We start from the raw sequence: 24,922 nt of genomic DNA, 5'->3' as shown, positions 1-24,922 counted from the left end.
TCTACTGCACCTCTTCTTCAATTACTGCTCCAGCAGGAATTTCCTCACCTTGAATTAGACTCTCTGTTTCTTCAGTTTGGGCTTGTATGTCTTCATTGCCAAACAGGCTCAAGAATAAATACAAATACATCAAGTCACAATACGGGTTATTCTCTGCTTCTTCTGTCGCAACATCCGCTTCCTGTAATGGTTCTGTCGTTACAGACTCCGTTTCATTTTCCATCATACAAGCCAGCAACAACGTACTTGGGTCTGTCTCACTTTCTTCACATTGCACTTGGTCTGTTGTACATTCTGGATTCGCACTTGGCACCAGTTCCGGCGTCAGTGAACCAAGACTTAGCTGTGGTATTGTCGTTGATTCTTCGATAGCTACAACTGTCTCCGTTGTCACATCCTCTTCTGGAATTACTACTTCTGTTGACACTTCAATAATTTCTGGCGTTGGAAAATAGAAGTCTCTGCTGATTAACACATGCTCGTTGATACTTCCATCCTCAGCAAGCTCATTCCGGTATACTTCGATTTGTACTCCTGCTTCTCCATGCTGCACTACTTCCTCTTCCCCTAAATCAAAATCAGGGTTATAGCGATACAACGTTCTTGGTTCAACTTCAACTTTGTTTTCAAACTCGTATGTATATCTAATTTCCTCTGGGAAGGAATGTATCGACATAATCATTTGCCCATCTTCTACACTTGCATGTACGGTATAAGCATAGGCATTCGGATTATACAGTAATAAATTCTTCTCTTCTGCACGGTTTACTTCCGCGTCCAAGCCTGACGCTGCATAGCTCGTCACTTTCTCCTGTTGATGACGTTCAATTATTTCTACATTCGTTTGCAGCACTAAAGCATATAAGCCCGAAGCAACGAAGCTCATTTCAACCTCCGAATTATCCATTCCATTGGGTAATGTGATTGTATCTAAGAATGACAATTCACTTTCCGCTTCGATTGTGAGTCCATCAAGTTCTTCTATTAGATAATTAATTGCTGCGTTTGATGCCTCTGGGATGCTAAACGTAATTTCCGCAAGGGCGGATTGTTCAATAACTGCACCATCTATGTATTTAATCGTAATATTGCTTTCTTCTAGATTGCTTGCGATTAATTGTGCATTTGCCAAGGTTTTTTCCACGTCAACATGCGCTGGCCAATCAATCGCATCATTTGCTATCGAGACATCTAACGGAAGCTGCACATTCTTTTGTTTCATAAAAAAAGTTGACCAATCTCTTTTCGTCCGCTCATCAAGCTGTTTTATTGCTGCATCAATGTCAAACTGAAATAAATTACGGGGAATCGCTATGCTTTCATATTCACTCACTGCAATGACTGGGTCCTCGCGTTGCCATTCCTCTACCTTCGACTCTAGCCTCTGCTTTGCTTCCTCCAGTGTTAAACCTTCTAGCGGTACTCCAGCAATTGCAGAGCCTTCTGAAACTTTCCCAGCTGCTTCGACAACTTCATTCGGTAATAAGTAAATAATCAGAAAGGCAAGACCAATCGTTATTATAGGATTTTTCGATAATTTCATAGTAGATAACTTCCTTTTCAATCACTAATTAACACAATTTTCGAATATTTTCGCATAATGAAAAAACCTAACATATCAGCACTCCACGCATTCTATGAAAGGTCGGTTGCACCACTAGCTCCATACGATATAGGTGCCCACTTATAATCGTATTTCAACACTTCATCTATCATTTTATAGTTCAATAGTATCAATTGGCGAAAATTGTGTCAACTATATTTTTGAGTCAAAATAACTACTAAAAATTAAAATCGTTACCAATACTAGTTCTAATAACCCATTAACCAATTGTTAATTTAATGTAAAATTCAACTAAGTGGCAAATTTTGCTTTTTAAATTATTAACCTTAAGTACCAATCAATCAGCATCTCTCCGTAAAAATAAGCAATCAGCGCTGCCAATACAATATACGGTCCAAATGGCACAGGCTGTTTACGTTTAATGACTTTAAATAAAATTAGCAACATACCAATTATCGCGCCAAGCAAACAGGACAGGAAGAATGCGAGCAGCACTTTTTCCACACCAAGGACAATTCCAAGCACGGCAAATAATTTCATATCACCGGCTCCCATCCCTCCACGACTAACGAGGATAATGATTGCCAGGATCACAGCAATAACAATAGCCCCAACAATTGGAGACCACCAAGGATCAAGCGGTTGAATCACCCGCATAACCGTTATTAACGGGAGGAAAAAGAGTAATATTTTATTTTGAATGACCATGTATGTAATATCGGAAACAAGAATAATCATCAGCATCGAAACGAGGAAAAGTGCTGTAATTAACTCCCAGTCGAAGCCGATTTTCCAAAAGCTAAAGGCAAACAGAAAGCCTGTTAACAATTCAATTGACGGATAAGTGAAGGATATTTTTGTTTTACAATGACGGCATTTTCCTGTTTGCAAAAGGAAGGAAAATACAGGAATAAGCTCATACCATGAGAGCTGGTGCTTGCAGGAGGGACAATAAGAACGGTCATTAACAAAGGGTTCATTTTTTGGAGAACGTAAGCCGACAACATTATAAAACGAGCCAAAGGTAATGCCAAATAGAAAAAAGAATAGAGTAAATAATAGTTGGATGATCAACGCTTCCTTTCATTTTGTAGGTATAAAGTAATATAACCAAAATTATAGCAACATTCTATTAAAAATGAAACAATATTTTTAGTACTATTTTACTAGATTTTATTTTTCTGTCGAATATCGGCGTATTTCGGATGGATATCAGCGCGTTTGCTGAATATATCGGCGTATTTTCAAATATATCGGTATTTCAATCAATAAAAAAACGCGAGCCTCACAGCTCGCGTCAATTTCAATTATAGCTCTATACTTTCGCCAATCTTCATCGCCAGTCCTTCACCCGTTCTAACTTGGCTTGTGAACGTGTCGGGATCCTGCTCAATTACTGGAAACGTATTGTAATGAATCGGTACAACAATCTTCGCATTAATCCAATCTGAGGCAATAAGCGCATCATCTGCTCCCATTGTAAAATTATCGCCTATTGGTATAAATGCTGCATCTATCTCATGCATCTCACCGTACATTTTCAGATCGGTAAATAATGCTGTGTCGCCTAAATGATAGATTGTCTTCTCATCAACGGTTAGCAGTATTCCACCAGGCATACCACCATAAATGACGGTACCATCTTCTTCAACAAATGAAGAGCCATGGAAGGCTTGTGTAAATTTCACTCTGCCAAAGTCAAAATGATGGGAACCACCAATATGCATGCCATGCACCTTTAATCCTTTTGATCCAAAGTAATCTGCAAGCTCGTTTGGTGCGACAACAAGCGTATCATTTCGCTTTGCTATGTCAAAGGTATCGCCAACATGGTCATTATGTCCATGTGTTAATAAGATAACATCTGCTTTAATCGTACTTGCATCCAAGTCACATGCTGGATTCCCCGAAATAAACGGATCAATTAAAATCGTATGTGTCCCTGTCTCAACCTTTACAACTGAATGTCCATGATATGATACTTTCATCAATAACCGCTCCCTTTCTATTAACTCCTACTTAACTAATTCCACAACAACCTTCGCTATTCCTCTACCCTGTTAATAGTTTTTCCATGCATTCTCATATAATTGAATTAAATGTGGATCTATTAACGTATTTGGCTTTAGCGTCTTCACATTACCGTTTTTTTCCTCGATAATTGCATCCTCGTCCACACCAAAAGCTGCTAAACTTGGGAGCAAATCCGTTGTCAAAAATCGAGTTGGAACGTTAATATCAAGTGCTTCAAGATCAATTTCCTCGCGACTTGCCATCACAAATCCCCAGTTGCCAAAGCTTGGAACATCGACATGAAGATTTTCCGTATATAGTCCCGTTGATGCGACCGTTTCGGCAATCGTCCAATAGACCTCTGTAGCAAACACTGGACTCGTCGCTTGGATCATCGCAGCACCACCTGGCTCCAGATGATTGCGAACGAGTGAATAAAATTCCTTTGTGTACAGCTTATTTAAGCTTTCATCATTCGGATCTGGTAAGTCAACAATAATCACATCAAACCATTTGTCCGACTCCTCTAAGAACTGGAAAGCATCCATATTGTTAACAGTCACTTTATCACTCTTAAGTGAACCGTCATTTAATTTGAGCAGTCTCTCATTTGTATTCGCAAGCTCTGTCACTGCAGGATCAAGGTCAACTAAAGTAATCTGCTTGACTTCATCATATTTCAGTACTTCCTTTGCGGCAATACCATCCCCACCGCCTAATATCAACACGTTTTCTGGATTCTCTGCCGCGACGATTGTCGGGTGGATAAGCACTTCATGGTATCGATACTCATCTGCCGAGCTAAATTGCAAAGAGCCATTTAGAAAAAGCCGCACGTCCTCTTCTGCGCCTTGTGTAAGAATGATTTTTTGGTATTTCGATTCTTCCATATGTAAAATTGGATCCTTGTACAGCTTTTGTTCAAACTTAAATGCAGCAGCTTCACCAAATAATAAGCCGATGATTAATGCAACAAGGATTAATATTCCACAAAAGGCATGTACCATGAGCCGACGTATTTCTTTTCGAAACAACCATAATACGGTTAGTGCGATGATGACATTGACACAGCCTACAAGAAATGCCGACTTCACCATGCCGAATTGCGGCCGTAAAAGGAAAACAAATAATAGCCCACCAATTAGACCACCTGCATAATCAGAAAACAGTACCCTAGCCGTACTTTTATTCAATTTCACGCCAATTTCATTTGCCTTCCGAATAAGAATTGGCAACTCAAACCCGGTTAATGCACCGACTAAAATTGTAATGAAATATAAATAAAACGCATCGGTTCCAGCAGGTGCAAATGCAGTTATCCCGAACATCGTAAAGCTAGAAAATCCACCGATAAGTCCGACACAGAACTCAACCCAAATAAAAGAGATGATTAAATTTTTCATTACCTTTTCACTCAGACTTGCACCAATACCCATTCCTGTTAGAAATAACGAAATCGTTAATGTATACTGCTTAACCCCATCACCTAAAATATATGAACCCAGTGCACCGAATAATACCTCAAAGATGATCCCACAAATCGAAACAATCCCGGATGCCCAATATATGATCGTGCTTTTTCTTAATGCTTCCTCATTCAATCCATTTCACCCCATCAACCGAAAAATAAAAACAGCGGCCGAGCTGTGGCTGGCCGCCCATATCCTAACTCATTATCCCGAATTAACTGGCTGTAAGACCCACACTTCAAGAAATCGAGAAAAATCTAGAATTGTAAGTGGGGATCAACAGCCAGTAAAATCCCGATTCGTTCAACTAACAATGAATGGGGAATAAAAAGAAACCCCACTGATTGAAGTTTCACTTTATGTAATCGATGCACCAACAACTAAAGCAATTCCTATCGATACACTAAACGAAATAATACCAACCGCGATATTATTTTTCTTTAATTCTTCTTCAACCGAAAACCTTCGTATTACTAAATTAACGAGCATATAGGCAATCATTTGCAGGACAACCCCAAACATGCCCCAGATAACCGTTTCGTAAATATAATTGCTATGGTAAATCGCAAAAGCAATAATAATACTGATGCCGATAATTTTCCCTGCAATCGATAAGGCAACAGCTGCATTGCCTTGATGCACCTCTTCCATATCTTTATATTTTCTCGTTAATATTTCAAAAATAACGACTCCAATCATGATAATGACAATCGAGATGAAAAAATAAGCAATCGTTGCGATATATGCTTCCATCGATAATCCCTCCTTTTACTTTCCTGCGTTCGGTCCGCCGCCCCTAAATGTTGTATTTCCACGGTTTGTTGTGCCGTAACCTTGCTGCTTCCCAGTATATCCACCATAACAAGCACCAGTCTGACAAGAACGTGATCCCCAATTATTTCCAAATATACTTTCGAGCAGTCGAATCCCAAAATACGTTTGTAAAAAACTTGGCGAATAATTTCTTTCGACAAATGCCTCATTAGCTACTTCGATTAATAAAACACTTGCATCATCTACACTAGGCTTCAGCGTAACAAAATAATCTGGGTAAATAAATATTTGCTGTTCATCGACAATTTCGCTCGTTTCTTCCGGCTCTGCTTTCGATGTTATAAGACTTGCAAGTTCTTCCAAGCTAAACTTTGTTGTCGCATAAATTTCTGCCGATGTAGAATCATCGGAAACAACGTCTATTAGCGGAAAGTTCGCTCCAATAATCGAATCAATTTGGTTATTCGGACTTGCAGTGATATTAGCTTCAATATCTTCTTTTTCTAATTCATCAGGAATGTTCTCCGCTGTTACCGTTACTTCTTGTTGAATTCCTCGTTCAGAACTGTCCATAGGGGATGAGCAGGCAGTTAAAAATAAGATAAATAAAATAAATCCGCTAAGCATACACCATCGCTTTAACAACTAAATCCCCCTCCCATAGAACATAAGGGAGCAGTAAGTTACTGCTCCCTTATGGTAGTTTCTATCTTGCTTATTCTTTACCCATTTTTTGTTTCAATGCAGCTAATTCATCGTCGACATCATTTTTAATTAAATCTTCAAATTCATCATCTAATGAGCGACTCGCTTGTGACAAGTCTTCACTTGTTTCAGCTTCAGCCTCAAAGCGCATCACTTTTTCTTCCATACGCTCAAATCCGCGTTTCGATGCATCATCACCAATCGATGACATCGTACGATTGATTTTCGTACGTACTTTCGCAGATTCAGCACGTGCTTTAAGCGAATCGCGTTTTAAATTCATTTCTTGATATTCTTTCTTCATTTCATCTAGGCGTTCACGAAGTAGATCTGCATCTGCTTTCGCTCTTTCCCATGATTCATTTAGAGCAATAGCTGTTGCATCATGATCTTTCTTATCTTGTAGTGCACGACGCGCTAGATCATCATTACCTGCTTCGACAGCCTTTTCTGCTTGTTCTTGTCTCTTTTGCACCATTACTAATGCGTCATTTGCTTTACGCTTCAACATTTTTTCATTCGCGATTTGTTTCGCAACAGCAGCTTCAACCTCGCGAATATCTTCTCCCATGTCACGCATGTACTGGTCCAGCATTTTCACCGGATCCTCAGCCTTATCTAGCATTGCATTCAGTTCTGAACCTACTACTGTTTTTACTCGTTTAAAAAATTTAAACATGTATATTCCTCCTTAATATGATAATCATTCTTTAATTGGAACCTGCGATAATTTTAAGCTCATATGGCTCAATCGCGTATCCCGTGCTCACTTCAACTTCCGTATCCCATGATTCTAACCCGAGGTAGCTTTCCTCGGAATCATCCTCATAGTCGGCATAATGTGTCTCCATTCCATGTACATTTTTACTTCGGCCCTCACCTGTTACTCTGGCAACGCCCTCTTCCTCTAAATAATAGGTCTTATTGTCATACGTCAATTTTTTCGGATATGGCTTCGATACTTGGAGCTTTACCTTTTGATAAATCGCCAGTTCAAGTTCATCATCCATTTCTACAGACAACCAAAGCGTTCCCTCTTCCCCGAGCAATTGGTAATCATACCATTCATAACTGCCATCGCGGAGTGTGAGTTTTCCTACAACCTCGAAATCATGAAATTCATAGGTGACGATATCGCCTACCTTCATGTTCATCACGGTTCTTTTTTCTGGTGCAGGCTGATTTTGTTCCTTCTTTGAAAAAAGCTTCGAAAACAGTCCCATCGATTCACCTCTATTTCATTTCGACGTTATAATAGTTATACGAATAAAAATCCAATAGGTTTCAAAAAAACATAAAAATATTGCTCATTTCAGAAATTGTTGTTATTTAGATAATCTGGGAACAAAGAGCAATGTTAAATTTCATTGCAGACTGGTCTTCTATCCTCCGCTAACACACGTGCATATTCAGAACGTATGTTACTTTACTTCGAAATCGATAGATTAAGCATAATCCCAGCGGAGGAAATACAAGGAGACTCCCCAAAAATAAAGTTCTATTTGTCTGATTGCGATGTAACGCTACCAAAGCTTTCTTTATCCTGTGGGAGGAAAGGCCTCGGTGAGACTACGAACTGCTCTCTTCAAAAGAAGGCTCACCAGCCTCCCGCGGAAAGCGTAGTGTATTTCCGTAGCGACTGGCCAGGAAGCAAATTAAACCTTTTTGATAAACACACCTTACATTTGTTATACTAGTTATATTCTAACATAGAGGTGAAAACGTTGACTACTCGAATGAATAGCTTATTAACAGAAATTAACAAACAACAAATAGAAAGTGTGCTCGTAACATCGAAGGCAAACTTTTATTACTTAAGTAATTATTATACAGACCCACACGAGCGTGTAATCGGCGTTTATATCAGTAATAAAATAGACCCTGTATTAATTCTTCCCAAAATGGAAGTAGAAGATGCGAAGAATGCCGGGTGGAAGCATGAAGTGATCGGCTACTATGACCACGAGGATCCATGGGAATTACTCCGTTCCCATTTAGAGGGAAATGGCGGTACTCCAGCTTCAATTGCACTTGAACAAGACCATATTACTTTAGAAAGATACCAAGCAATCAAGCGGATTTTACCGAATGCAGAAATATTTGATGCTAAAGAAATCATGGCAAACCTGCGTGTCGTCAAAACGAAAAAGGAATACGCATTACTTAAACAAGCTGCACAGCTCGCTGATTTCGGTATCGAAACCGGTGTAAAGGCAATTGCTGAAGGTGTTACCGAATTAGAATTGATAGCGAAGATTGAATACGAATTGAAAAAACAAGGTGTTCAAGAAATGTCATTTTCAACAATGGCTCTTTCCGGGATAAAAACTGCTTCCCCACATGGTACTCCATCGAATAAAAAGGTTACTGCTGGGGATTTAGTAATGTTTGACCTTGGGGTTGTGTTCGAGGGCTATTGCTCTGATATTACAAGAACCGTTGCTTTTAAGTCAATTACAGATGAACAGAAGAAGATTTACGAAACTGTTCTTGCAGCAGAGCAAAATGCGATTAATATTTCCCAACTAGGTACAGCTGTTGGCAGCATTGATAAGGCTGCAAGAACAACGATTGAACAGGCTGGTTATGGTGAATATTTCACACACCGAATTGGTCATGGTCTAGGAATTGAAACGCATGAATACCCATCAATGCATGGAAATAATGAACTCGCAGTAGTTGAGGGCATGTGCTTTACAATTGAACCGGGAATTTACATTCCAAATACAGGCGGCGTTCGAATCGAGGATATGATTTTTACTACTGAAAAAGGACCAGAAATACTTACCGCATATCCAAAAGAACTCCAGATCATAAAATAAGTCCATTAATAAGTTTATTATAAGTGAAATTTGTAAAGCGGCTCGTCGTTCGATTCGAAGAGCCGCTTTCACTATGTTCAACTTTACTTTTTCGCATTATTAAACTTGTGTATCCCTCGGTTATTCGTAAGTTGATCTTCTACTACACCGCTTTGATAACTTTCGAATAATTGGTTTTGTACAGCTGCCACACCCTCTGGATCTAATTCATAATTACTCGCTTTTTTTCCTTCTTTTTTTGACAAGTGACCCACCTCCATAACGGTAGTCTGTCCACATAATCCAAAATAAACGGGACCTTTTTCTTCCATATTTTGTTTGAGACGCTTTCATATAGGGTATATAATAAATGTAAAAGGGGAGGTATAATCATGGAATATAATAATATCGTAGTAGCTGTAGATGGTTCAGAAGCCGCAGAAATAGCATTCAAAAAATCATTAGACATTGCAAAACGAAACAATGCACGATTGGTACTTGCACATGTTGTTGATTCACGTACCTTTGCAACTGCTGAAGCTTATGACCGTTCGCTTGCCGATCGTGCAGAGGAATACGCAAAGGAACTGCTTGACTCCTATGTTGAGAATGCGAAGTCTGCAGGTGTTACCGATTTAGTTCGTTGCATTGAATACGGATCCCCAAAAGTAAAAATAGCAAAAAATATTGCCAAAGACTTTAACGCCGACCTAATTATCTGTGGCGCAACAGGTATGAACGCTGTAGAACGTTTCCTAATCGGAAGTGTTTCCGAAAGCATCACAAGATATGCTGAATGCGACGTATTAGTCGTACGCTAAATAATATAAAAGACTAAAGGCTGCCACTTTTAGTGGCAGCCTATTCTTTTTTTAATGAAAAACGTTGTGATTCTTTACCTATTTGTGTGAGCTAGTGATAATCTTGTTTAGATTTAGACAGCAATTGATTTCCAAACAATTACTCTACTTCAATCATTACTGATTTTTATAAGGTAAGTCACTTTATCCTCATTAACTTCTGCACTATCCAAGCGGAGAAAATATACGGAGACTCCTGCGGGAAGCAGAGCCTAGGTGAGCCTACAAAGCGCAATAGCGCTAGTAGGCTCACCAGCTCCCCGCGGAAAGCGAAGTATATTATCGGAGCGACCGGTCCGAGAGCTCTTAGCACTTTATCTAATTACAAACTAACCCAAAAACAAAAGCGCCCCATTGACATGAGGCGCTTCTGAATCATTTATTTAGCTAAACGTAACGTATCCCTTGCAATAACAACTTCTTCATTAGTAGGAATGATAATTACTTTAACTGGTGAATGTGGATAGTTGATGAATCTTTCATCTCCACGAGTTTCGTTTAATTTAGGATCCCAGTAAACACCCATAAATTCTAAACCATGTAAGATTTTTTCTCTTACAGCAGAACTATTTTCGCCGACACCTGCTGTGAAGATAATTGCATCTACACCAGACATTTTCGCTGCATAAGATCCGATATATTTATGGATTCTTTCAGCAAATACATCTAATGCTAATTCTGCACGTGGATTCGTATCCGCCTGCTCTTGAATATCACGTAAATCACTAGAGAATCCTGAAAGTGCTAGCATTCCACTTTCTTTATTAAACACATCAATTACTTCTTCAGCTGTCTTACCAGTTTTCTCCATAATGTACGGAATTAATGCAGGGTCAAGATCTCCTGAACGTGTTCCCATGGTTACCCCAGCAAGTGGTGTGAAGCCCATTGATGTATCAATTGACTTTCCGCCTTCGATTGCAGTGATACTTGCACCATTACCGATATGGCAAGAAATTAATCGCAGTTTTTCAATTGGAACACCCATTAAGTCTGCTGCACGCTCTGATACATATTTATGTGATGTACCATGGAAACCATATTTACGGATGCCAAAGTCATCATAATATTCCTTAGGTAAGCTATATAAATAAGATGTGTTTGGCATCGTTTGATGGAATGCTGTATCAAACACAGCAACCATTGGCACATCTGGTAAAATTTCTTGGAACGCATAGATACCTGTTAAGTTCGCTGGGTTATGCAATGGTGCTAATTCCGATGTTTCTACAATTTTCGCGATTACATCATCAGTAATTAATACAGAATCATCGAAGTATTCTCCACCATGAACGACACGGTGGCCAACTGCATCGATTTCATCAAATGACGCTACAACACCTGTTGAGATTAAAGCATCTAATAGTTTCTTAACGGCCACAGCATGATCTGCAATATCGCCAACCATTTTCTCTTTCTTACCATCTACTTCAATTTTAAAAACAGAATCCTTTAGTCCAATTCTTTCCACTAAACCGATTGCTTTTACTGTTTCCTCTGGCATATCGATTAATTGGAATTTTAGTGAAGAACTACCGGCATTAATTGCTAACACATTACTCATTGATGACAACTCCTAAATATGTTTTATTATTTTTCGTATTTTTTAAACCATGCATTCATTTGCCCAAGAATGTCTGCCATTCCATTTGCATTCTTAAAGGCTGGCATTTGTACTAGCAACGGTTGTTTCAGTGTCTTCGTACGCTCGCCCTTCTTCTGCAGCATCAGGATGCTCTTAACATTCGCTTTTGATTTAAATGCACTTTCGGGTAAACGTATAACCCCAACAATATGAGCATGTTCTTGAAGATAACGGTGAAGCTTGTCCGATTGATCACTGTCGAACAGGAAGTCTGGAATAACGAGAATCAAATAGCCTGCTTCTTTCGTATAATTCATACTTTGCTCGATAAATAAATGATGGGCATAGGAATGACCACTATCCGCCTTTAATTCGAAATTATTCGCCCTGATATCATCTGGATAATAACCAACTGGTAAGTCGGCAACTACTAAATCAACAGGATCTAACAGAAATGGTCTCAAACTATCCTGATGGAAAAATTCAATTTGCTTCTTCTGCAAATTCGCATTAAGTACAGATAGTTGAATTAATGTAGGATCAACTTCACTAGCAAATGCTACAACATCCTGTCCAAGCTGTTCGAGTACTGTTGTAATTAAATTACCCGTACCACTTGCTGGATCAAAGATACGGATGCTTTCTTTACCTTTCATAAGCTGATCGGCAAGATATCCGATAATTAATGCCACTGTCTCTGGTGTCATTAAATGCTGTTGCTGCGTTGAATCCTTCATACCTTTGAGGATTGCTAATTGAATCGCTTTACGAATATCAATTGTTGCATATGAGGATAAATCGATTTTTGCTAATGCGTTTTGTAAATTTCGTGACAGTATCTCATCCATATCTTCCGCTGTATCATTAAAAAACAACGTTTCCATTGTAACAGCTAAACTGTCTAAATAGGCTTCATCATTATGCTTTTGAATTAATTCAGTAGTATGGTCCACCCACTCAAAAAGTGGTTCAACATTTGATTTATCCACTACCATGACCTCCATTCGCCCTTTCTTCAACTTTACTATTGTACCAAATGAACAAAGGTTAGTAAAAGATTTATCATAATTTAATTTATTTTTTCTATAACAGTTAAGAAGTTTCGGAAGTTTTCGCTGCATTTGCCCAACAAAAGCTGTGATATTTAATCATTCTAAAAAAAATCCCCCTCAAATTAATAGAGAGAGATTTCTTGTATGTTGATTGATTTTATTTTGCTGCTTTAACTGCTTCAAGTGCTGCTTCATAGTTTGGATGTGTTTTTACTTCTGGGACATATTCAACATATGTAACCTTATTGCTAGAATCAACAACGAAGATCGCTCTAGCTAATAAACGATGTTCGCCCATTAACACACCATAAGCCTTTCCCACAGATGCATCACGATGATCTGATAGCGTATCTAAATTTTTCACGCCTTCTGCTGCACACCAACGTGCCTGAGCAAATGGTAAGTCCATACTAACTGTTAGGACTTGTACATTGTCTAATTTATCTGCTTCTTCATTAAAGCGTTTTGTTTCCTCGGAACAAACGCCAGTGTCAAGTGATGGAACTGTTACGATTAATTTCACTTTACCATCGTAATTAGCTAATGAAACTTCTTGAAGATCATTTGATAATACTTTAAAATCTGGTGCTTGATCCCCAACTTTAACTTCTGTTGCTGGTAATGTAACGGATTCTCCGCCAAATGTAATATTAGCCATTTAAAAACTCCTCCACTTCATATTGTCCTTCACCTATATTATGAATAGTTTATAGAAGGATGTCCAATAAAGCGGTTTAATTAAATATCGAAATCTAGCGGAGGCTTTTGTTTTTTATTTTCCTTATGCTTCGATGCACCGGAATCCTGCATCATTTGCTGAACCTTTTCCATTACTTGCGGAGCAAAATCAATCATTTTTTCATATAAGTGAGTGCTTTGGTCCAAATGAATCATCTTAACCCCATATTGCCCTACAATTAGAAAAGCAACCGGTGTAATCGAAACACCACCACCACTTCCACCACCAAATGGTAGCGTTGCATCAGAATCTCCTTGTGAACTGCTTCCATTGAACTCACTGCCCCCAGCTGCAAAGCCGAAGCCGAGCTTTGAAACTGGAATAATTAGCGTCCCATCTGGTGCCTCTACTGCATCACCAATTATCGTATTTACTTCTATCATATTTTTTAAGTTTTCCATTGCCGTTGTCATTAGACCCTGAATTGGATGCTCATCCATTGCTAATATTTCCTCCTTATTATTCCGAATTACTTGTAAAGAACGAAGCATTGCCTCGTTTTTTACGAAGAAGTGTATGCCTAGCTTGCCCTAGCGGCAATGAAATAATGCACTCAATCGTCGTAGTAAATTCCTTCGATTGGAAGGTTGGCAGGACTTCGATATCCGGGCGACATACGATCTCCCCCATCTCGTATATGTAGCCAATAATTATCCCTTTAATAGACCAGACTGCACCACTCGCAATCCCTGTCAAAAATGCATCGCCACTCCCACCGACTGTTGACCAGCGCAATTGATGAATACGAATAGTATTCAATATGTAGTCTATCTTTTCTTTTGCATCCTTTACATTTGCTTTTAAGCGTTTTACTTCATCCGGAAATGTTGTGAAATCCACTGAGATTGGATCAGGAGATATATCAGAGATGTCGAGATTTTTGCGGTACAGAGGAATTTTATAAATCGTGATCGTCAAAAATAATTGTTGCTGTTTATTTTTTAATGAATAGTGCAAGTGAAAATAGACTCTCGAAAAGAATAGAAGCATAAACAATAGGAATAGGATACCGAGAATTATTAAGCTAACAAGCATGTCAATCCCTCCATTCTTGCTTTCGACATATTTTCTATTTTTGCTCTACTATCACATATTTAAACCTTGATATTGACAAATTATTAGAGCAATTCGTCAATTAATGATACGATAAATATGTTGACATAAATTGGAGGGATGAGAAATGACAGATAGAAACAAAATGTTCTTTTATTTTCACAATGATAATGAAACAACAGAAAATTTGAAACCGCTATTTTCCCTAGCCAAGGAGCATGGATTTGAGCTTGTAGAAAATTCCAAGCATGCAAATATTATCGTAAGCATTGGCGGCGACGGAATGTTTCTCCAAGCTGTGAGAAAAACTGGATTCCGCCAAGATGCGATTTATGCTGGCATAACAGGAAAGGACGAATCATCGCTTTATTGCGATTTTAATTTAGATAGGTTTGATGATCTTCTAGATTCTGTATTAAGGGATGAATTGGAAGTACGTCGCTTTCCGATTATAACTGCACAAATAAATGATGGAACTAAGTTTTATTGTTTAAATGAGGTAAGTGTTCAGTCAACAATTGTGAAAACAATTGTTATTGACGTTTTCATTGATGATCAACTGTTTGAAACCTTCCGTGGTGATGGATTGGTAGTTTCTACACCAACCGGAAGTACTGGCTATAGTAAATCTGCTAATGGTGCAGTTGTAGATCCACTTATTCCAAGTATTCAAGTTTCTGAAGTTGCATCCATGAACAATAATAATTATCGCACATTAGGATCTTCCTTCATTCTAAATAAAGATCGCAAATTAAGACTAAAGCTAAGACAAGAAGGAAATGTCCACCCAATAATAAGTCTCGATAACGAAGCACATTCCATCCAAAGAATTGAAAATGTCGTAGTAACAATGGATGACAAAGTAATTAAAACCGTCAAATTAAAAAACAACTCCTTCTGGGATCGTGTCAGACGCTCGTTCCTTTAATGTTTTTTAAACAACAATGCAACATCAATAAAGCGAGTAATCAGGTTGGGAATGTGAAGGATCAATAAATAAGTCTGATAAGAAATCCTGTTCATACAGGGTTTTTTATTTTAATATGAATTTTATAAGGATTTACTTTAATAAGCTGTTAAGTGTAAACTGAATTTATAGAATTAATAAAAATGTTCAAGAAAAAACTATACATATACTAAAAATTCATCGTAGAATTGCTTACAAGGTGGGAGTAAGAGATAAAAAAGCCAAGCAATTATCTGATGGTAATTTCTACAATATCTTATTGATGGGGAGATTTTATAAAGATTAGAAGAGAATCGTTTTTGTAGTTTTATCACGCCTTTCCCTAGAAAGTGCAGCAATAAAATAAATGATATATATTAACGATGATATAGGAGGTACATTATGACAGTGGATTTCTATTGTGATGAGGTGTTAAATGGTAAGACTAAGGTAAAGAAGGTGTTAGAGACAGATAATGTATTAGCATATTATCATACAAAACCTTATTGGCCAATCCATATTGTAGCAATACCTAAGAAACATATTTCTTCACTAATTACATTAGAGGAAAGTGATAATGAACTATTGCTTGAACTACTAGGAGTAATTAAAAAGGTAGCGAGTATGGTTACAGAAGAAAATGGTGCTTGTAGGGTTATTACAAACGTAGGAAATTACCAGGATTCAAAACATCTTCATTGGCATATTGTTTCCGGAGATAAAATAAGATAAATACTTTACAATTCAATAAGGACTACTGACCATCGAGAGCACCTATATGAATATTTAAAGGGCTATCCCTCAATTTGAGGAATAGCCCTAGCCATATAATTATATTGATAAATTGTTATTGTTGTCCGCCAAATTGCTGTTCAGCCATTTGAACAAGACGTTTTGTAATTTCTCCACCAACAGATCCGTTAGCACGTGAAGTTGAATCAGGACCAAGTTGAACACCAAATTCTTGTGCAATTTCATACTTCATTTGATCTAGTGCTTGTTGCACACCAGGAACTAGCAATTGATTGCTATTGTTATTTGCCATGTTAGTTCACCTCCTTGGTACACATAGAATGTGTAATTTGGAGGGAAAACATTCATCCAATTAAATGGTAGTTCCTGTTACTTTTCCACATTTTTTCCAGTTGCTGCTATAGCTTAGAATAGCCCGCTAAATCCTTCATCTACTTCTTTGCGGTCATGAGCGACAACTGTTTCAATCCCATCAATTGCTTCTTCAATCGACTTTGTAAAATCATACGTTGATTCATAAAAAGAAACCTTATCAAGTCTTGGTTTTGTCTTCGGTGCTTTCGGAACAAAAATAGTACAGCAATCTTCATAAGGTAGGATTGACGTTTCATACGTACCAATTTGTTTCGAAATATCAATGACCTCTTGTTTGTCCATCGCAACTAATGGACGAATAATCGGGTAGTTCGTCACGTCATTAATCGCATGCATGCTCTCCATCGTCTGGCTTGCTACTTGTCCAAGATTTTCTCCTGTCGTTAATGACAAAATCGATTCATTGCGACTTACCTGCTCTGCGATTCGGAACATCATTCGACGCATAATCGTCATCGCATAGCTTTCTGGCATTTCTCTGAAAATTTCTTGCTGCAGCTTTGTAAATGGAACAATATGAACTTTAATTGATTTACCGTATTTTGTTAATTGCTTCGATAAGTCAATCACCTTTTGTTTCGCTCTTTCACTTGTATATGGCGGTGAATGAAAATGAATTGCTTCTAAGTGTACCCCACGCTTCATCGCTAAGAACCCCGCAACAGGACTATCAATCCCACCAGAAAGAAGTAATAATGATTTTCCTGACGTTCCTACAGGAAGTCCACCTAATCCAAGGACAGCTTTTGATGTAATATACGCTGCTTCCAATCTGATTTCCACTTTAACTTCAACATCTGGATTGTGAACATCTACTGTAATCCCGTCCGTATTTGTTAATAAGTGCGCACCTAATAGTTGGTTCAATTCATTCGTATGAATAGGGAAATTTTTATCGATTCTTTTTACTGTCATTTTAAATGTTTTCACATCTTTTGCATGTTGTAAGGCGAATAATGACGCTTCTTTAATTTGCTCAATATCATTATCGACTTTAATCGCTAGACTTAAACTTTGAATTCCAAATACTTTCCGGCATTTTTCCATCACAGGCTCAGGATCATGCCCATTTAATAATACGAACATTCTCCCTTGCGTCCGTGTCACCTTAACATTTGGGAATTCTTTGATTTTTTGTTGAAGATTTTCTTGTAACTTAATAATAAATTGTTTAATGTTTTTTCCTTTTAAAGACATTTCGCCATAGCGAATTAATATATGATCATATTGCATAATTATCTACTCCATAACTTCTCTAAATTGTGTAATTGCCGCTGTTAGTTCCTGGACAAATATTTCTAACTCTTTCTTTGTATTATCATATGCCATACTAATTCTTAAGGCAGATGTCGTGCGATCACTATCAAACCCACATGCAGCAAGAATTTTACTTTCATCGGTTTGCTTAGAAGAACAAGCAGATTTAGTAGAGATATAAATATCCTTCTCCCCTAGCATATGAATGATTACTTCCGGTTTAATCCCCAGAACGGATATATTCAAAATATGTGGTGCACCTTCCACCGGTGTATTCACATAAACCCCATCGATTGTTCGGAGCGCTTCAACAAGATACAGCTTCAGGTCGTACAATGCCTTCACTTCATTTTTTTCGCGGTCTTTAATCAAACGCATTGCCTTCACCATCGAAACAATTCCAGCCAAATTCTCTGTACCAGAGCGAATTGCTTGCTCCTGGTCTCCACCATGGAAGAGTGGAAATAGCTTCGTATGCTTGTTCACATATAATAGCCCAGTTCCCTTTAGACCATGGATCTTATGACCAGATATCGTACATAAATCAATTCCACTATCCGGCAGCTCAAGCGGTACTTTACCAAACCCTTGCACATCATCCACATGGAAAAACAGCTTTGGATGCTGCTTGGCGATTTCTCCAATTTCTTCAATCGGTTGGATAGATCCTGTCTCGTTATTGACGTGCATAATACTAATTAATATCGTATCATCCTGAATCGCATTTTTTAAATCATCTAATGATATTACACCATTTTCATCCACTGGTAAATAGGTGATAGTGAATCCTAATTTTTCTAATGCCTTACATGCCTCTTCGACGGAAGGATGTTCAATTTCCGAAGTAATAATATGTTTCCCTCTCCCCTGATGCTCAAGGGCAATTCCTTTAATTGCTGTATTATTCCCTTCTGTTCCGCCAGATGTGAAGATAATCTCATTACGTTCAACATGTAAAATTTCCGCTGCTTGTTGTTTCGCCGCATGCAAAAGTTTCTCAGCTTTGCCTCCGAATTGGTGAATCGATGAAGGATTTGCATAAAATTGTTTTGTAACCTGGTCAAAGCTCTGTAATACTGCTTCATCTGGTTTGGTTGTTGCGCTATTATCTAAATATATCATCTTCATAACTCCTTCTTACCTGGTGATAAGTAAACTTGGCAGTCACCAAAACATTCGGTGACTGCCAAGTTGCACCTTATATAGTTAAGAAAGTTTTTCTTAACTACCAAAAGCTAGGGCTGATCACCTTATTTGGAAGTATATCCCAAATGTAGCGACAGCCCTTATTAATTACCTAATTCATTATCATTGTCTGATTCTCTTCAATATGTTTTAATGCGCCCGGCTCCACTTCTTCAATCGCCTTCGCTGCGGTCTCAAGTGCAAGCTCATATTCATACGCCTTAAATAATCGCTCTGACTCAATTAATTTCGCTGCCAAAATAGGATTTCTGCTTCGATAACGATTCGCATATTGAATGACCTGCTCTGTTAAATATGCTTGGTCAAGCATCATCTCTATCTGTTCAATTGTTTGATCCAGTGAAATTTTAGCATCTGTTAATGCTTGCTGGACACTTCCCATATCAAGTGGAAGATTCTCCAAGCTGACAATTACCTGCTGATTTTTATTTGTTGTATTCTCAATACTATTCCAAATAAAATTCGGCACTCCTGGAATATTACTCTTCTTCAGCTTTCGATTCATTGCTTGCAATTCATTACGCATCTCTTCTAGCTTCTCTCGGGCCTCGAGCTCATCTTTACGTAAGTTTGCAATACTATCTTTAAATGCTTCATGGCTTATTTCAAGCTCCCCTAACATGTCGAAGCCATTTTCAATTTTCTCTCTCAGATTAGAGTGTCCAACGTTAACATCATCCATTTCGTTCTTAATGACAGCAAACCGATCATTTAACGTTGCAATACTCTTACCAATCGATAAATATTTTTCCATATCATTGTCTTCGAAGAAATAGGCTTTTCTTAACCGCTCTACTTCCTCTTTCGTCGTATCATACTTTTTAGTTATCGCTTCAAGCGATTGCTCGAAGCCAGGAAGCTTTGTTTCTAAGTAATTCTTGGCTATCGCTTCTTTTTCCAAAAGCTGATACATCTCTTTAATGCGCTCATCGATTTCATCAATCATACCAACAGCATCATCTGTTTCACCATTATTTAATAATTGCATTAAATCAGTAAGTCTCTCATGATATGTACGAATCTCTTTTTCAAATGCAAGGTGCTCAATATGATATCCATCTTCCTTCATTTCTTTTACACCAGCTAATAAATTATCTAACTGTGAAGGTAGTTCGTGTCTGCATTTTTTGTAAATTGCCGGAAATTCTTCTAGCTTTAGTTCTAATGCTACTTTATCACGCTTTATTTGCTCAACAAGCTCTCTCGCTTCTAGATAGTCACCAGAACCTACTAATTCATGATACTTCGCAAATGCCTCATCTAATTCGTCCATCATGGTCTCGAAGTGAATCTCCGCTCTTCCATATTGGAGACGATTTCTAGAAAATGTCTTACGTATATCTTTAATACTAGGCTCAAGCTCCTCTACCTCAACCCTACTCGTTTGCTCCGATTCCAAAAGCTCATCTAGCTCTTTCAACATCCGATCAATATCTTTTTCAATTGATTCCAATGTTAATTCTATTGATGCGAGCGTCTTATTTGCTTTGGAAACAAGGAATCGATCTGCCGCTTCCTCGGTATCCAGTAAATATTCTTCTATATCCGGTAATTCCTTTGTAATGATATGCTCCCAGCGATCTCTCCAGGTTTCAAAACGGTCCTGGGTTTCTCCGGATAGATTTAAGTTCTTAATTTGACTGATTTGCGCTGCGATATTACGCCCTATAATATCGAGTTTCCATTCTTCCAGCCTGTCAATTCCGTCATAAATCCGTTTTCTTAAGATTAGTCCTACAATTAATATTACAATGATAATTAAAATAGCCCCAATGATGTAAACCATACAATGCCTCCCAACCAAATTCCAAACAAGAGGATATTTCTTTTATTTATTTTTACATTAGTGAAAATATATTTTTCAGTAATTTTCCTTAAATATACTAACATGATACCACGGAATGTATTATTTTGGTTAATGTTTTAACAAATAAATTCATGATTCGCTAGATTTTTGCACTTCGATATCGATTTATCTGTTTTTCTATCGATTTCCCTTCATTATCAACGATAAAATCAATCCATTTTTGAATAATGTTGACATACTTTTTCACAAATATTTGATGAGAGTATTCGCCAATGATTTGATCCTTCCAATCATTATGTAAAATATATGGCGTAATGAGCATCCCTTTAAATTGTAAAAACAAATATTCCTTCATATCATGCTTAACAAAATCATCGAGCGCACGATAGAATGCCCTTTGAATATAATGATTTTCTTTTGCTAAATAAGTGACCGCCATCTCCCTAACGAATATGGAATCAAATGATAATTCTCGTTGAATAAAACAGGTTAATTGATGATTCATCTGCTTGTATTGTATAATGGTAAAAATTAATTCATGTAAAATTTCTAAGGGCGTGAATGTTTCAAGTAGCTCTAGGTGCCCCTCAATCGTTTTCAAGTATTCTTCATAATAATTCGTTACGGCATACTCAAGAAGACCTTGCTTGCTATTAAAGTAATAACTGATTGAGGATACGTTAGCACCTGCCTTTTCAGCTATATCACGAACCGTTGTAGCTTGAAAGCCTTTTTGAAAAAAGAGGGAAGAAGCTGCATCAATCACTTTCTGTTTTGCTGGATTTTTTTGCATTTTTAATCAACTCCTTATTTTTAAAAATACGACAAAGGATATAATTATCCTGCAAATTGTTATCGACAAATACTGGTTTTTTATGTCGAAATGCTAATAGTTGAAAGGGGAATAATGATGTTTGAAACAACAAAAAAATTAGGTGACAAGGAAAAAGACTATGAATTACTCATCAAGCAATTAACTGCCCTAACGGACGGTGAATTAGATGAAATCGCAATCCTTTCGAATGCATCTGCATTATTAAATCAATTTTTAACAGAAGTAAATTGGGTAGGCTTCTACCTTTGGAAAGAAGATGGATTAGTGCTCGGACCATTTCAAGGACTGCCGGCATGTATCCGAATTCCTTACGGGAAAGGTGTATGCGGTACAGCAGTAAAAGAAGGGAAAACCCAGCGAGTTGCCGATGTACATCAATTTCCAGGACATATCGCCTGTGACAGTGCCAGCAACTCGGAAATTGTTGTTCCCGTGTTTGTTAATGGTGAAGTATACGGCGTGCTTGACATCGATAGCCCAATCAAGAACCGCTTCGATGAAGTCGATGAACTATACATTGAGAAATTTGTAAAGACATTGGAACAATATCTTTAAGTGAACAAAAGCTTAAAGCTAGTTTGAGCTGTGTACGGACTGCGCCCCGCAGTTTGGGGTGGTTCAACATGTCGAACATACCTTCCTAAGAGATAAAGGAAACGCTTCGGGAGCCAAAGTGAATCGATGTTGAGTTTCAACACAAGGGTATAAGCGCGACTGAGCGTCATGTGTAGCCAATCGTAAAGTCCTCTTTATCGTACGGAGGTGAGGGATGTCTCGCACGGCGCTGGAGCTGGACGCTACCTATCTTATCATGGGAATTTTTATTAGCAATTTTTTATACTTCTCTATATACTAAACGAAAACTAGCAGCCATTAATGAAGCTGCTAGTTTTTTTCTACTCGATTCTTCCCTAAACGTTTCGCCCGATAGAGCGCTTTATCCGTCCGCAAAAATAAATTAATTGTTGTATCCTGATCTCCCTGTTCCCAAGTGGATACACCACAAGAAATTGTCACATTTGGTTTTGACGTTGCCATTACCCTTTCACGAATAATCGTGGCAATTTCCATTCCTTCTTCTATCCTAGCATTCGGCAAATAGATAGACAATTCTTCGCCACCCCATCTTGCAGGGACATGTCCGTCTTCAATACTTACATATTGCCTCATTACATCCGCAACTTGTATGATTACCTCGTCCCCAACATGATGCCCATAATTATCATTTACCTGCTTGAAATTATCCACATCAAAGAGTAATAATACCCCTCTTTCATCCGTTTTGAATGACGTCTCAATACTTTCTTCTAAATAATTCCTTGAATATAAACCCGTTAAATAATCAGTAATAATCGTTCGCTCCAACCGCTCCCTAAGCAACGTATTCGTTATCGCAAGTGAGGTGTGCTGGATTAAAGCCTGAATCAATTTAAAGTTTTCGAAAGTGAAAAAATACTTATCTTCATGCAGGATAACAGCAAGTCCATTCGTATCTTCCACATGATTGATTGGAACTGCCATTACCGAATGATACGGTGAATCAGGATTACTAGCAAAATTCCCACTAAATAACAATTCCCCATCAGATTTTATCTTTTCCATTAAAAATGTAATAAATTGACTTCCTGCATCCGTATTAAAATATGCCGTACTTTCAGCTAACACATTATATTCTGTTTCATTTTCATGATTGAGATAAACAAATCCAACCTCACTAGCATGACAAAGATTAACGATTTCATTTTTTACAAGCTTCGTTATCTCATCTATTTCTAAATTTGAATTCAGCCGTCTGGAGAACTCATTTACAAATGATAAGGAAGAAACTTGTTCCTTGGAATTTTGATACAGGGTTATCCTTTCGATTGCAATTCCTGCTAAATTTGCAAACTCGGTAAGGAATTCTAAGCTTTTACGAGAGAGGTAGGTAGAAATCGGCGTAATAATTTGCAGGACACCATATATCGCTTGATTACCTACAAGTGGTGCGTATATATTTGCTACGTTTTCTTCTATTTGTAGCTCAATCTGCAATTCTCCTGTAAGGAAAGCGAGCGTACTTTTGCTTTCCGCTTGTTCATCCGAGTACTGTATCATTTTAATAGGTAAGCATCCAGCATCACTATCTTGTGATAGTAATAAACTAAAGCTATAGTTTGGATAGCGAATATTTAATGCATCAACAATTTCGGTTAATATTTCTTTTTGCGCATTTTTGGCGAATAGACTTGCGCTTAGTTCATATAGAAATTCATGATTGAGGTTGTCTTGTTTATTATTTACCAATGGAATAATGATTGAGAGAAATTTTTCCGTTTCCTTAACAAAGATCCCTTTCTCTTCTTCCGTAAATGGCTGACGATTCTGACTCACAGACAATACGAATAAAATTTCCACGCCATCAATTGACTTTAGTGGAATAATATTCACCTCATGATCCAATGGAACATGTTGCAATACCATCGCTTCATCATAATGAGTATTTCTTTCGACCATTTCCAACGGTAGAAATAACGCATTGTCTGCTTGAAAATGCATCAGCCGAAATTGTTGAACCCGTCGATGATAAACATAAATTGCACCATAAGGAGCATCGATGAATTGCTTTAACTGCTCAATCGCAAACTGAAATAACTGTTCGACATCTTCCACCGAGTTCACAATGTCAGCTAATAAATCGAAATAAAACTGTTGATATGTTAATGATTTGTCTTCTCTTGTTTTCATATATCCCACCCGCACACTACTTTAATTTACTTTTACTTGTTAGTATAAATTATACCTTATCTAGTAATATTTTCCTATAACTTATCTGCAAATGAATTGTAAATTTTTTACACTTAGGAGATTTTTCAGCTATTTATTTTCTTCTTAATTCTTATATTGATATAATATATACTGCAGGAATCGCGCACCCCTGCGAAGTGTATACAACCACCGGTCGGCCTGTGAGCTATCTCACTTCCCAGGTTATGTTGTAATACTTCCTACCTAATAAAAACAACCATCTGATAGAAAATAATCAATATGGAAAATATGCAAGATTTTTTCTTGACATTCACAAGAATAAATTATATACTTGTTGTTGTGTAAATTAATAAGGTAGCCTAGTGTGTTCGACGCTTGAA

The 24,922-nt window shown here is 37.7% G+C and carries 25 protein-coding genes and 1 riboswitch; of the genes, 5 read left to right on the top strand and 20 right to left on the bottom strand.

Annotated elements, in window-relative coordinates; translation table 11 throughout:
• Window position 1: 1 nt before the first annotated feature.
• From CWR45_RS01440 to CWR45_RS01400, 8 genes are all read right to left on the bottom strand, one after another.
• Window positions 2-1,543, bottom strand: coding sequence for a G5 domain-containing protein (locus CWR45_RS01440; protein ID WP_115748019.1), 1,542 nt, complete (start codon window positions 1,541-1,543; stop codon window positions 2-4).
• 93 nt (window positions 1,544-1,636) lie between these two features.
• Window positions 1,637-1,717: riboswitch (cyclic di-GMP riboswitch) on the bottom strand.
• Between the two features lie 159 nt (window positions 1,718-1,876).
• On the bottom strand, window positions 1,877-2,638 hold the full coding sequence (locus tag CWR45_RS01430; RefSeq protein WP_342770076.1) for a prepilin peptidase: 762 nt from the start codon (window positions 2,636-2,638) through the stop codon (window positions 1,877-1,879).
• A gap of 233 nt (window positions 2,639-2,871) precedes the next feature.
• Window positions 2,872-3,552 carry a metal-dependent hydrolase gene (locus CWR45_RS01425; RefSeq protein ID WP_115748018.1) on the bottom strand — a complete coding sequence of 227 codons (681 nt, stop codon included), beginning with the start codon at window positions 3,550-3,552 and terminating at the stop codon, window positions 2,872-2,874.
• 72 nt (window positions 3,553-3,624) lie between these two features.
• Entirely contained in the window at window positions 3,625-5,178 is a 1,554-nt protein-coding gene (locus CWR45_RS01420; protein ID WP_115748017.1) for a polyamine aminopropyltransferase, read from the bottom strand.
• 225 nt (window positions 5,179-5,403) lie between these two features.
• On the bottom strand, window positions 5,404-5,799 hold the full coding sequence (locus CWR45_RS01415) for a DUF350 domain-containing protein (protein ID WP_115748016.1): 396 nt from the start codon (window positions 5,797-5,799) through the stop codon (window positions 5,404-5,406).
• 15 nt (window positions 5,800-5,814) lie between these two features.
• A complete protein-coding gene (locus CWR45_RS01410) occupies window positions 5,815-6,465 on the bottom strand; it encodes a DUF4247 domain-containing protein (protein ID WP_115748015.1) in 651 nt (216 codons plus the stop codon).
• Window positions 6,466-6,535: 70 nt separating this feature from the next.
• Window positions 6,536-7,204, bottom strand: coding sequence for a PspA/IM30 family protein (locus CWR45_RS01405; RefSeq protein ID WP_115748014.1), 669 nt, complete (start codon window positions 7,202-7,204; stop codon window positions 6,536-6,538).
• Window positions 7,205-7,235: 31 nt separating this feature from the next.
• Complete coding sequence (locus tag CWR45_RS01400) at window positions 7,236-7,748, bottom strand: DUF4178 domain-containing protein (RefSeq protein ID WP_115748013.1); 513 nt, start codon at window positions 7,746-7,748, stop codon at window positions 7,236-7,238.
• A 501-nt stretch (window positions 7,749-8,249) separates the two neighbouring features.
• Between CWR45_RS01400 and CWR45_RS01395 the strand changes: the two genes are divergently transcribed.
• On the top strand, window positions 8,250-9,347 hold the full coding sequence (locus CWR45_RS01395) for a M24 family metallopeptidase (RefSeq protein ID WP_115748012.1): 1,098 nt from the start codon (window positions 8,250-8,252) through the stop codon (window positions 9,345-9,347).
• 83 nt (window positions 9,348-9,430) lie between these two features.
• Here CWR45_RS01395 and CWR45_RS19670 read toward each other — a convergent pair whose 3' ends face one another.
• Window positions 9,431-9,592, bottom strand: a complete 162-nt coding sequence (locus CWR45_RS19670) for a hypothetical protein (protein ID WP_170138762.1) — start codon at window positions 9,590-9,592, stop codon at window positions 9,431-9,433.
• 126 nt (window positions 9,593-9,718) lie between these two features.
• Here CWR45_RS19670 and CWR45_RS01390 point away from each other — a divergent pair, with 126 nt between their 5' ends.
• Window positions 9,719-10,147, top strand: coding sequence for a universal stress protein (locus CWR45_RS01390; RefSeq protein ID WP_115748011.1), 429 nt, complete (start codon window positions 9,719-9,721; stop codon window positions 10,145-10,147).
• A 418-nt stretch (window positions 10,148-10,565) separates the two neighbouring features.
• Here the strand turns inward: CWR45_RS01390 and CWR45_RS01385 are convergent, their stop codons facing one another.
• From CWR45_RS01385 to CWR45_RS01365, 5 genes are all read right to left on the bottom strand, one after another.
• Entirely contained in the window at window positions 10,566-11,750 is a 1,185-nt protein-coding gene (locus CWR45_RS01385; protein WP_115748010.1) for an acetate kinase, read from the bottom strand.
• A 26-nt stretch (window positions 11,751-11,776) separates the two neighbouring features.
• On the bottom strand, window positions 11,777-12,760 hold the full coding sequence (locus CWR45_RS01380) for a class I SAM-dependent methyltransferase (RefSeq protein ID WP_115748009.1): 984 nt from the start codon (window positions 12,758-12,760) through the stop codon (window positions 11,777-11,779).
• A 220-nt stretch (window positions 12,761-12,980) separates the two neighbouring features.
• Entirely contained in the window at window positions 12,981-13,481 is a 501-nt protein-coding gene (tpx, locus tag CWR45_RS01375; protein ID WP_115748008.1) for a thiol peroxidase, read from the bottom strand.
• Between the two features lie 80 nt (window positions 13,482-13,561).
• Window positions 13,562-14,002, bottom strand: coding sequence for a GerW family sporulation protein (ytfJ, locus tag CWR45_RS01370; protein WP_115748007.1), 441 nt, complete (start codon window positions 14,000-14,002; stop codon window positions 13,562-13,564).
• A 19-nt stretch (window positions 14,003-14,021) separates the two neighbouring features.
• The gene (locus CWR45_RS01365) at window positions 14,022-14,597 is read right to left on the bottom strand and encodes a DUF2953 domain-containing protein (protein WP_115748006.1); all 576 of its coding nucleotides are present in this window, start codon (window positions 14,595-14,597) and stop codon (window positions 14,022-14,024) included.
• A gap of 145 nt (window positions 14,598-14,742) precedes the next feature.
• Between CWR45_RS01365 and CWR45_RS01360 the strand changes: the two genes are divergently transcribed.
• Entirely contained in the window at window positions 14,743-15,543 is an 801-nt protein-coding gene (locus CWR45_RS01360; protein WP_115748005.1) for an NAD kinase, read from the top strand.
• A 420-nt stretch (window positions 15,544-15,963) separates the two neighbouring features.
• Window positions 15,964-16,293, top strand: coding sequence for an HIT domain-containing protein (locus CWR45_RS01355; protein ID WP_170138761.1), 330 nt, complete (start codon window positions 15,964-15,966; stop codon window positions 16,291-16,293).
• A gap of 115 nt (window positions 16,294-16,408) precedes the next feature.
• On the opposite strand, the gene CWR45_RS01350 is transcribed toward CWR45_RS01355, so the two are convergent.
• The 5 genes from CWR45_RS01350 to refZ all read right to left on the bottom strand — a co-directional run bounded on the left by CWR45_RS01350 (window position 16,409) and on the right by refZ (window position 21,752).
• Entirely contained in the window at window positions 16,409-16,606 is a 198-nt protein-coding gene (locus CWR45_RS01350) for an alpha/beta-type small acid-soluble spore protein (RefSeq protein ID WP_115748003.1), read from the bottom strand.
• A gap of 113 nt (window positions 16,607-16,719) precedes the next feature.
• Complete coding sequence (gene thiI, locus CWR45_RS01345) at window positions 16,720-17,922, bottom strand: tRNA uracil 4-sulfurtransferase ThiI (protein ID WP_115748002.1); 1,203 nt, start codon at window positions 17,920-17,922, stop codon at window positions 16,720-16,722.
• A 6-nt stretch (window positions 17,923-17,928) separates the two neighbouring features.
• Window positions 17,929-19,068, bottom strand: coding sequence for a cysteine desulfurase family protein (locus CWR45_RS01340; protein WP_115748001.1), 1,140 nt, complete (start codon window positions 19,066-19,068; stop codon window positions 17,929-17,931).
• A 175-nt stretch (window positions 19,069-19,243) separates the two neighbouring features.
• Window positions 19,244-20,938 (bottom strand): septation ring formation regulator EzrA, encoded by a 1,695-nt coding sequence (gene ezrA, locus CWR45_RS01335; protein WP_115748000.1) that lies wholly within the window; start codon window positions 20,936-20,938, stop codon window positions 19,244-19,246.
• Window positions 20,939-21,098: 160 nt separating this feature from the next.
• Complete coding sequence (gene refZ / locus CWR45_RS01330; protein ID WP_115747999.1) at window positions 21,099-21,752, bottom strand: forespore capture DNA-binding protein RefZ; 654 nt, start codon at window positions 21,750-21,752, stop codon at window positions 21,099-21,101.
• Window positions 21,753-21,869: 117 nt separating this feature from the next.
• On the opposite strand from refZ, the gene CWR45_RS01325 reads away from it, so the two are divergent.
• Window positions 21,870-22,349, top strand: a complete 480-nt coding sequence (locus CWR45_RS01325; RefSeq protein ID WP_115747998.1) for a GAF domain-containing protein — start codon at window positions 21,870-21,872, stop codon at window positions 22,347-22,349.
• A 330-nt stretch (window positions 22,350-22,679) separates the two neighbouring features.
• On the opposite strand, the gene CWR45_RS01320 is transcribed toward CWR45_RS01325, so the two are convergent.
• A complete protein-coding gene (locus CWR45_RS01320) occupies window positions 22,680-24,521 on the bottom strand; it encodes a sensor domain-containing diguanylate cyclase (RefSeq protein ID WP_115747997.1) in 1,842 nt (613 codons plus the stop codon).
• Window positions 24,522-24,922: the final 401 nt, after the last annotated feature.

This window comes from Oceanobacillus chungangensis (genome assembly GCF_003369565.1).
Classification (GTDB): domain Bacteria; phylum Bacillota; class Bacilli; order Bacillales; family Amphibacillaceae; genus Oceanobacillus; species Oceanobacillus chungangensis.
This window is presented reverse-complemented; position numbering and strand designations above follow the sequence as displayed.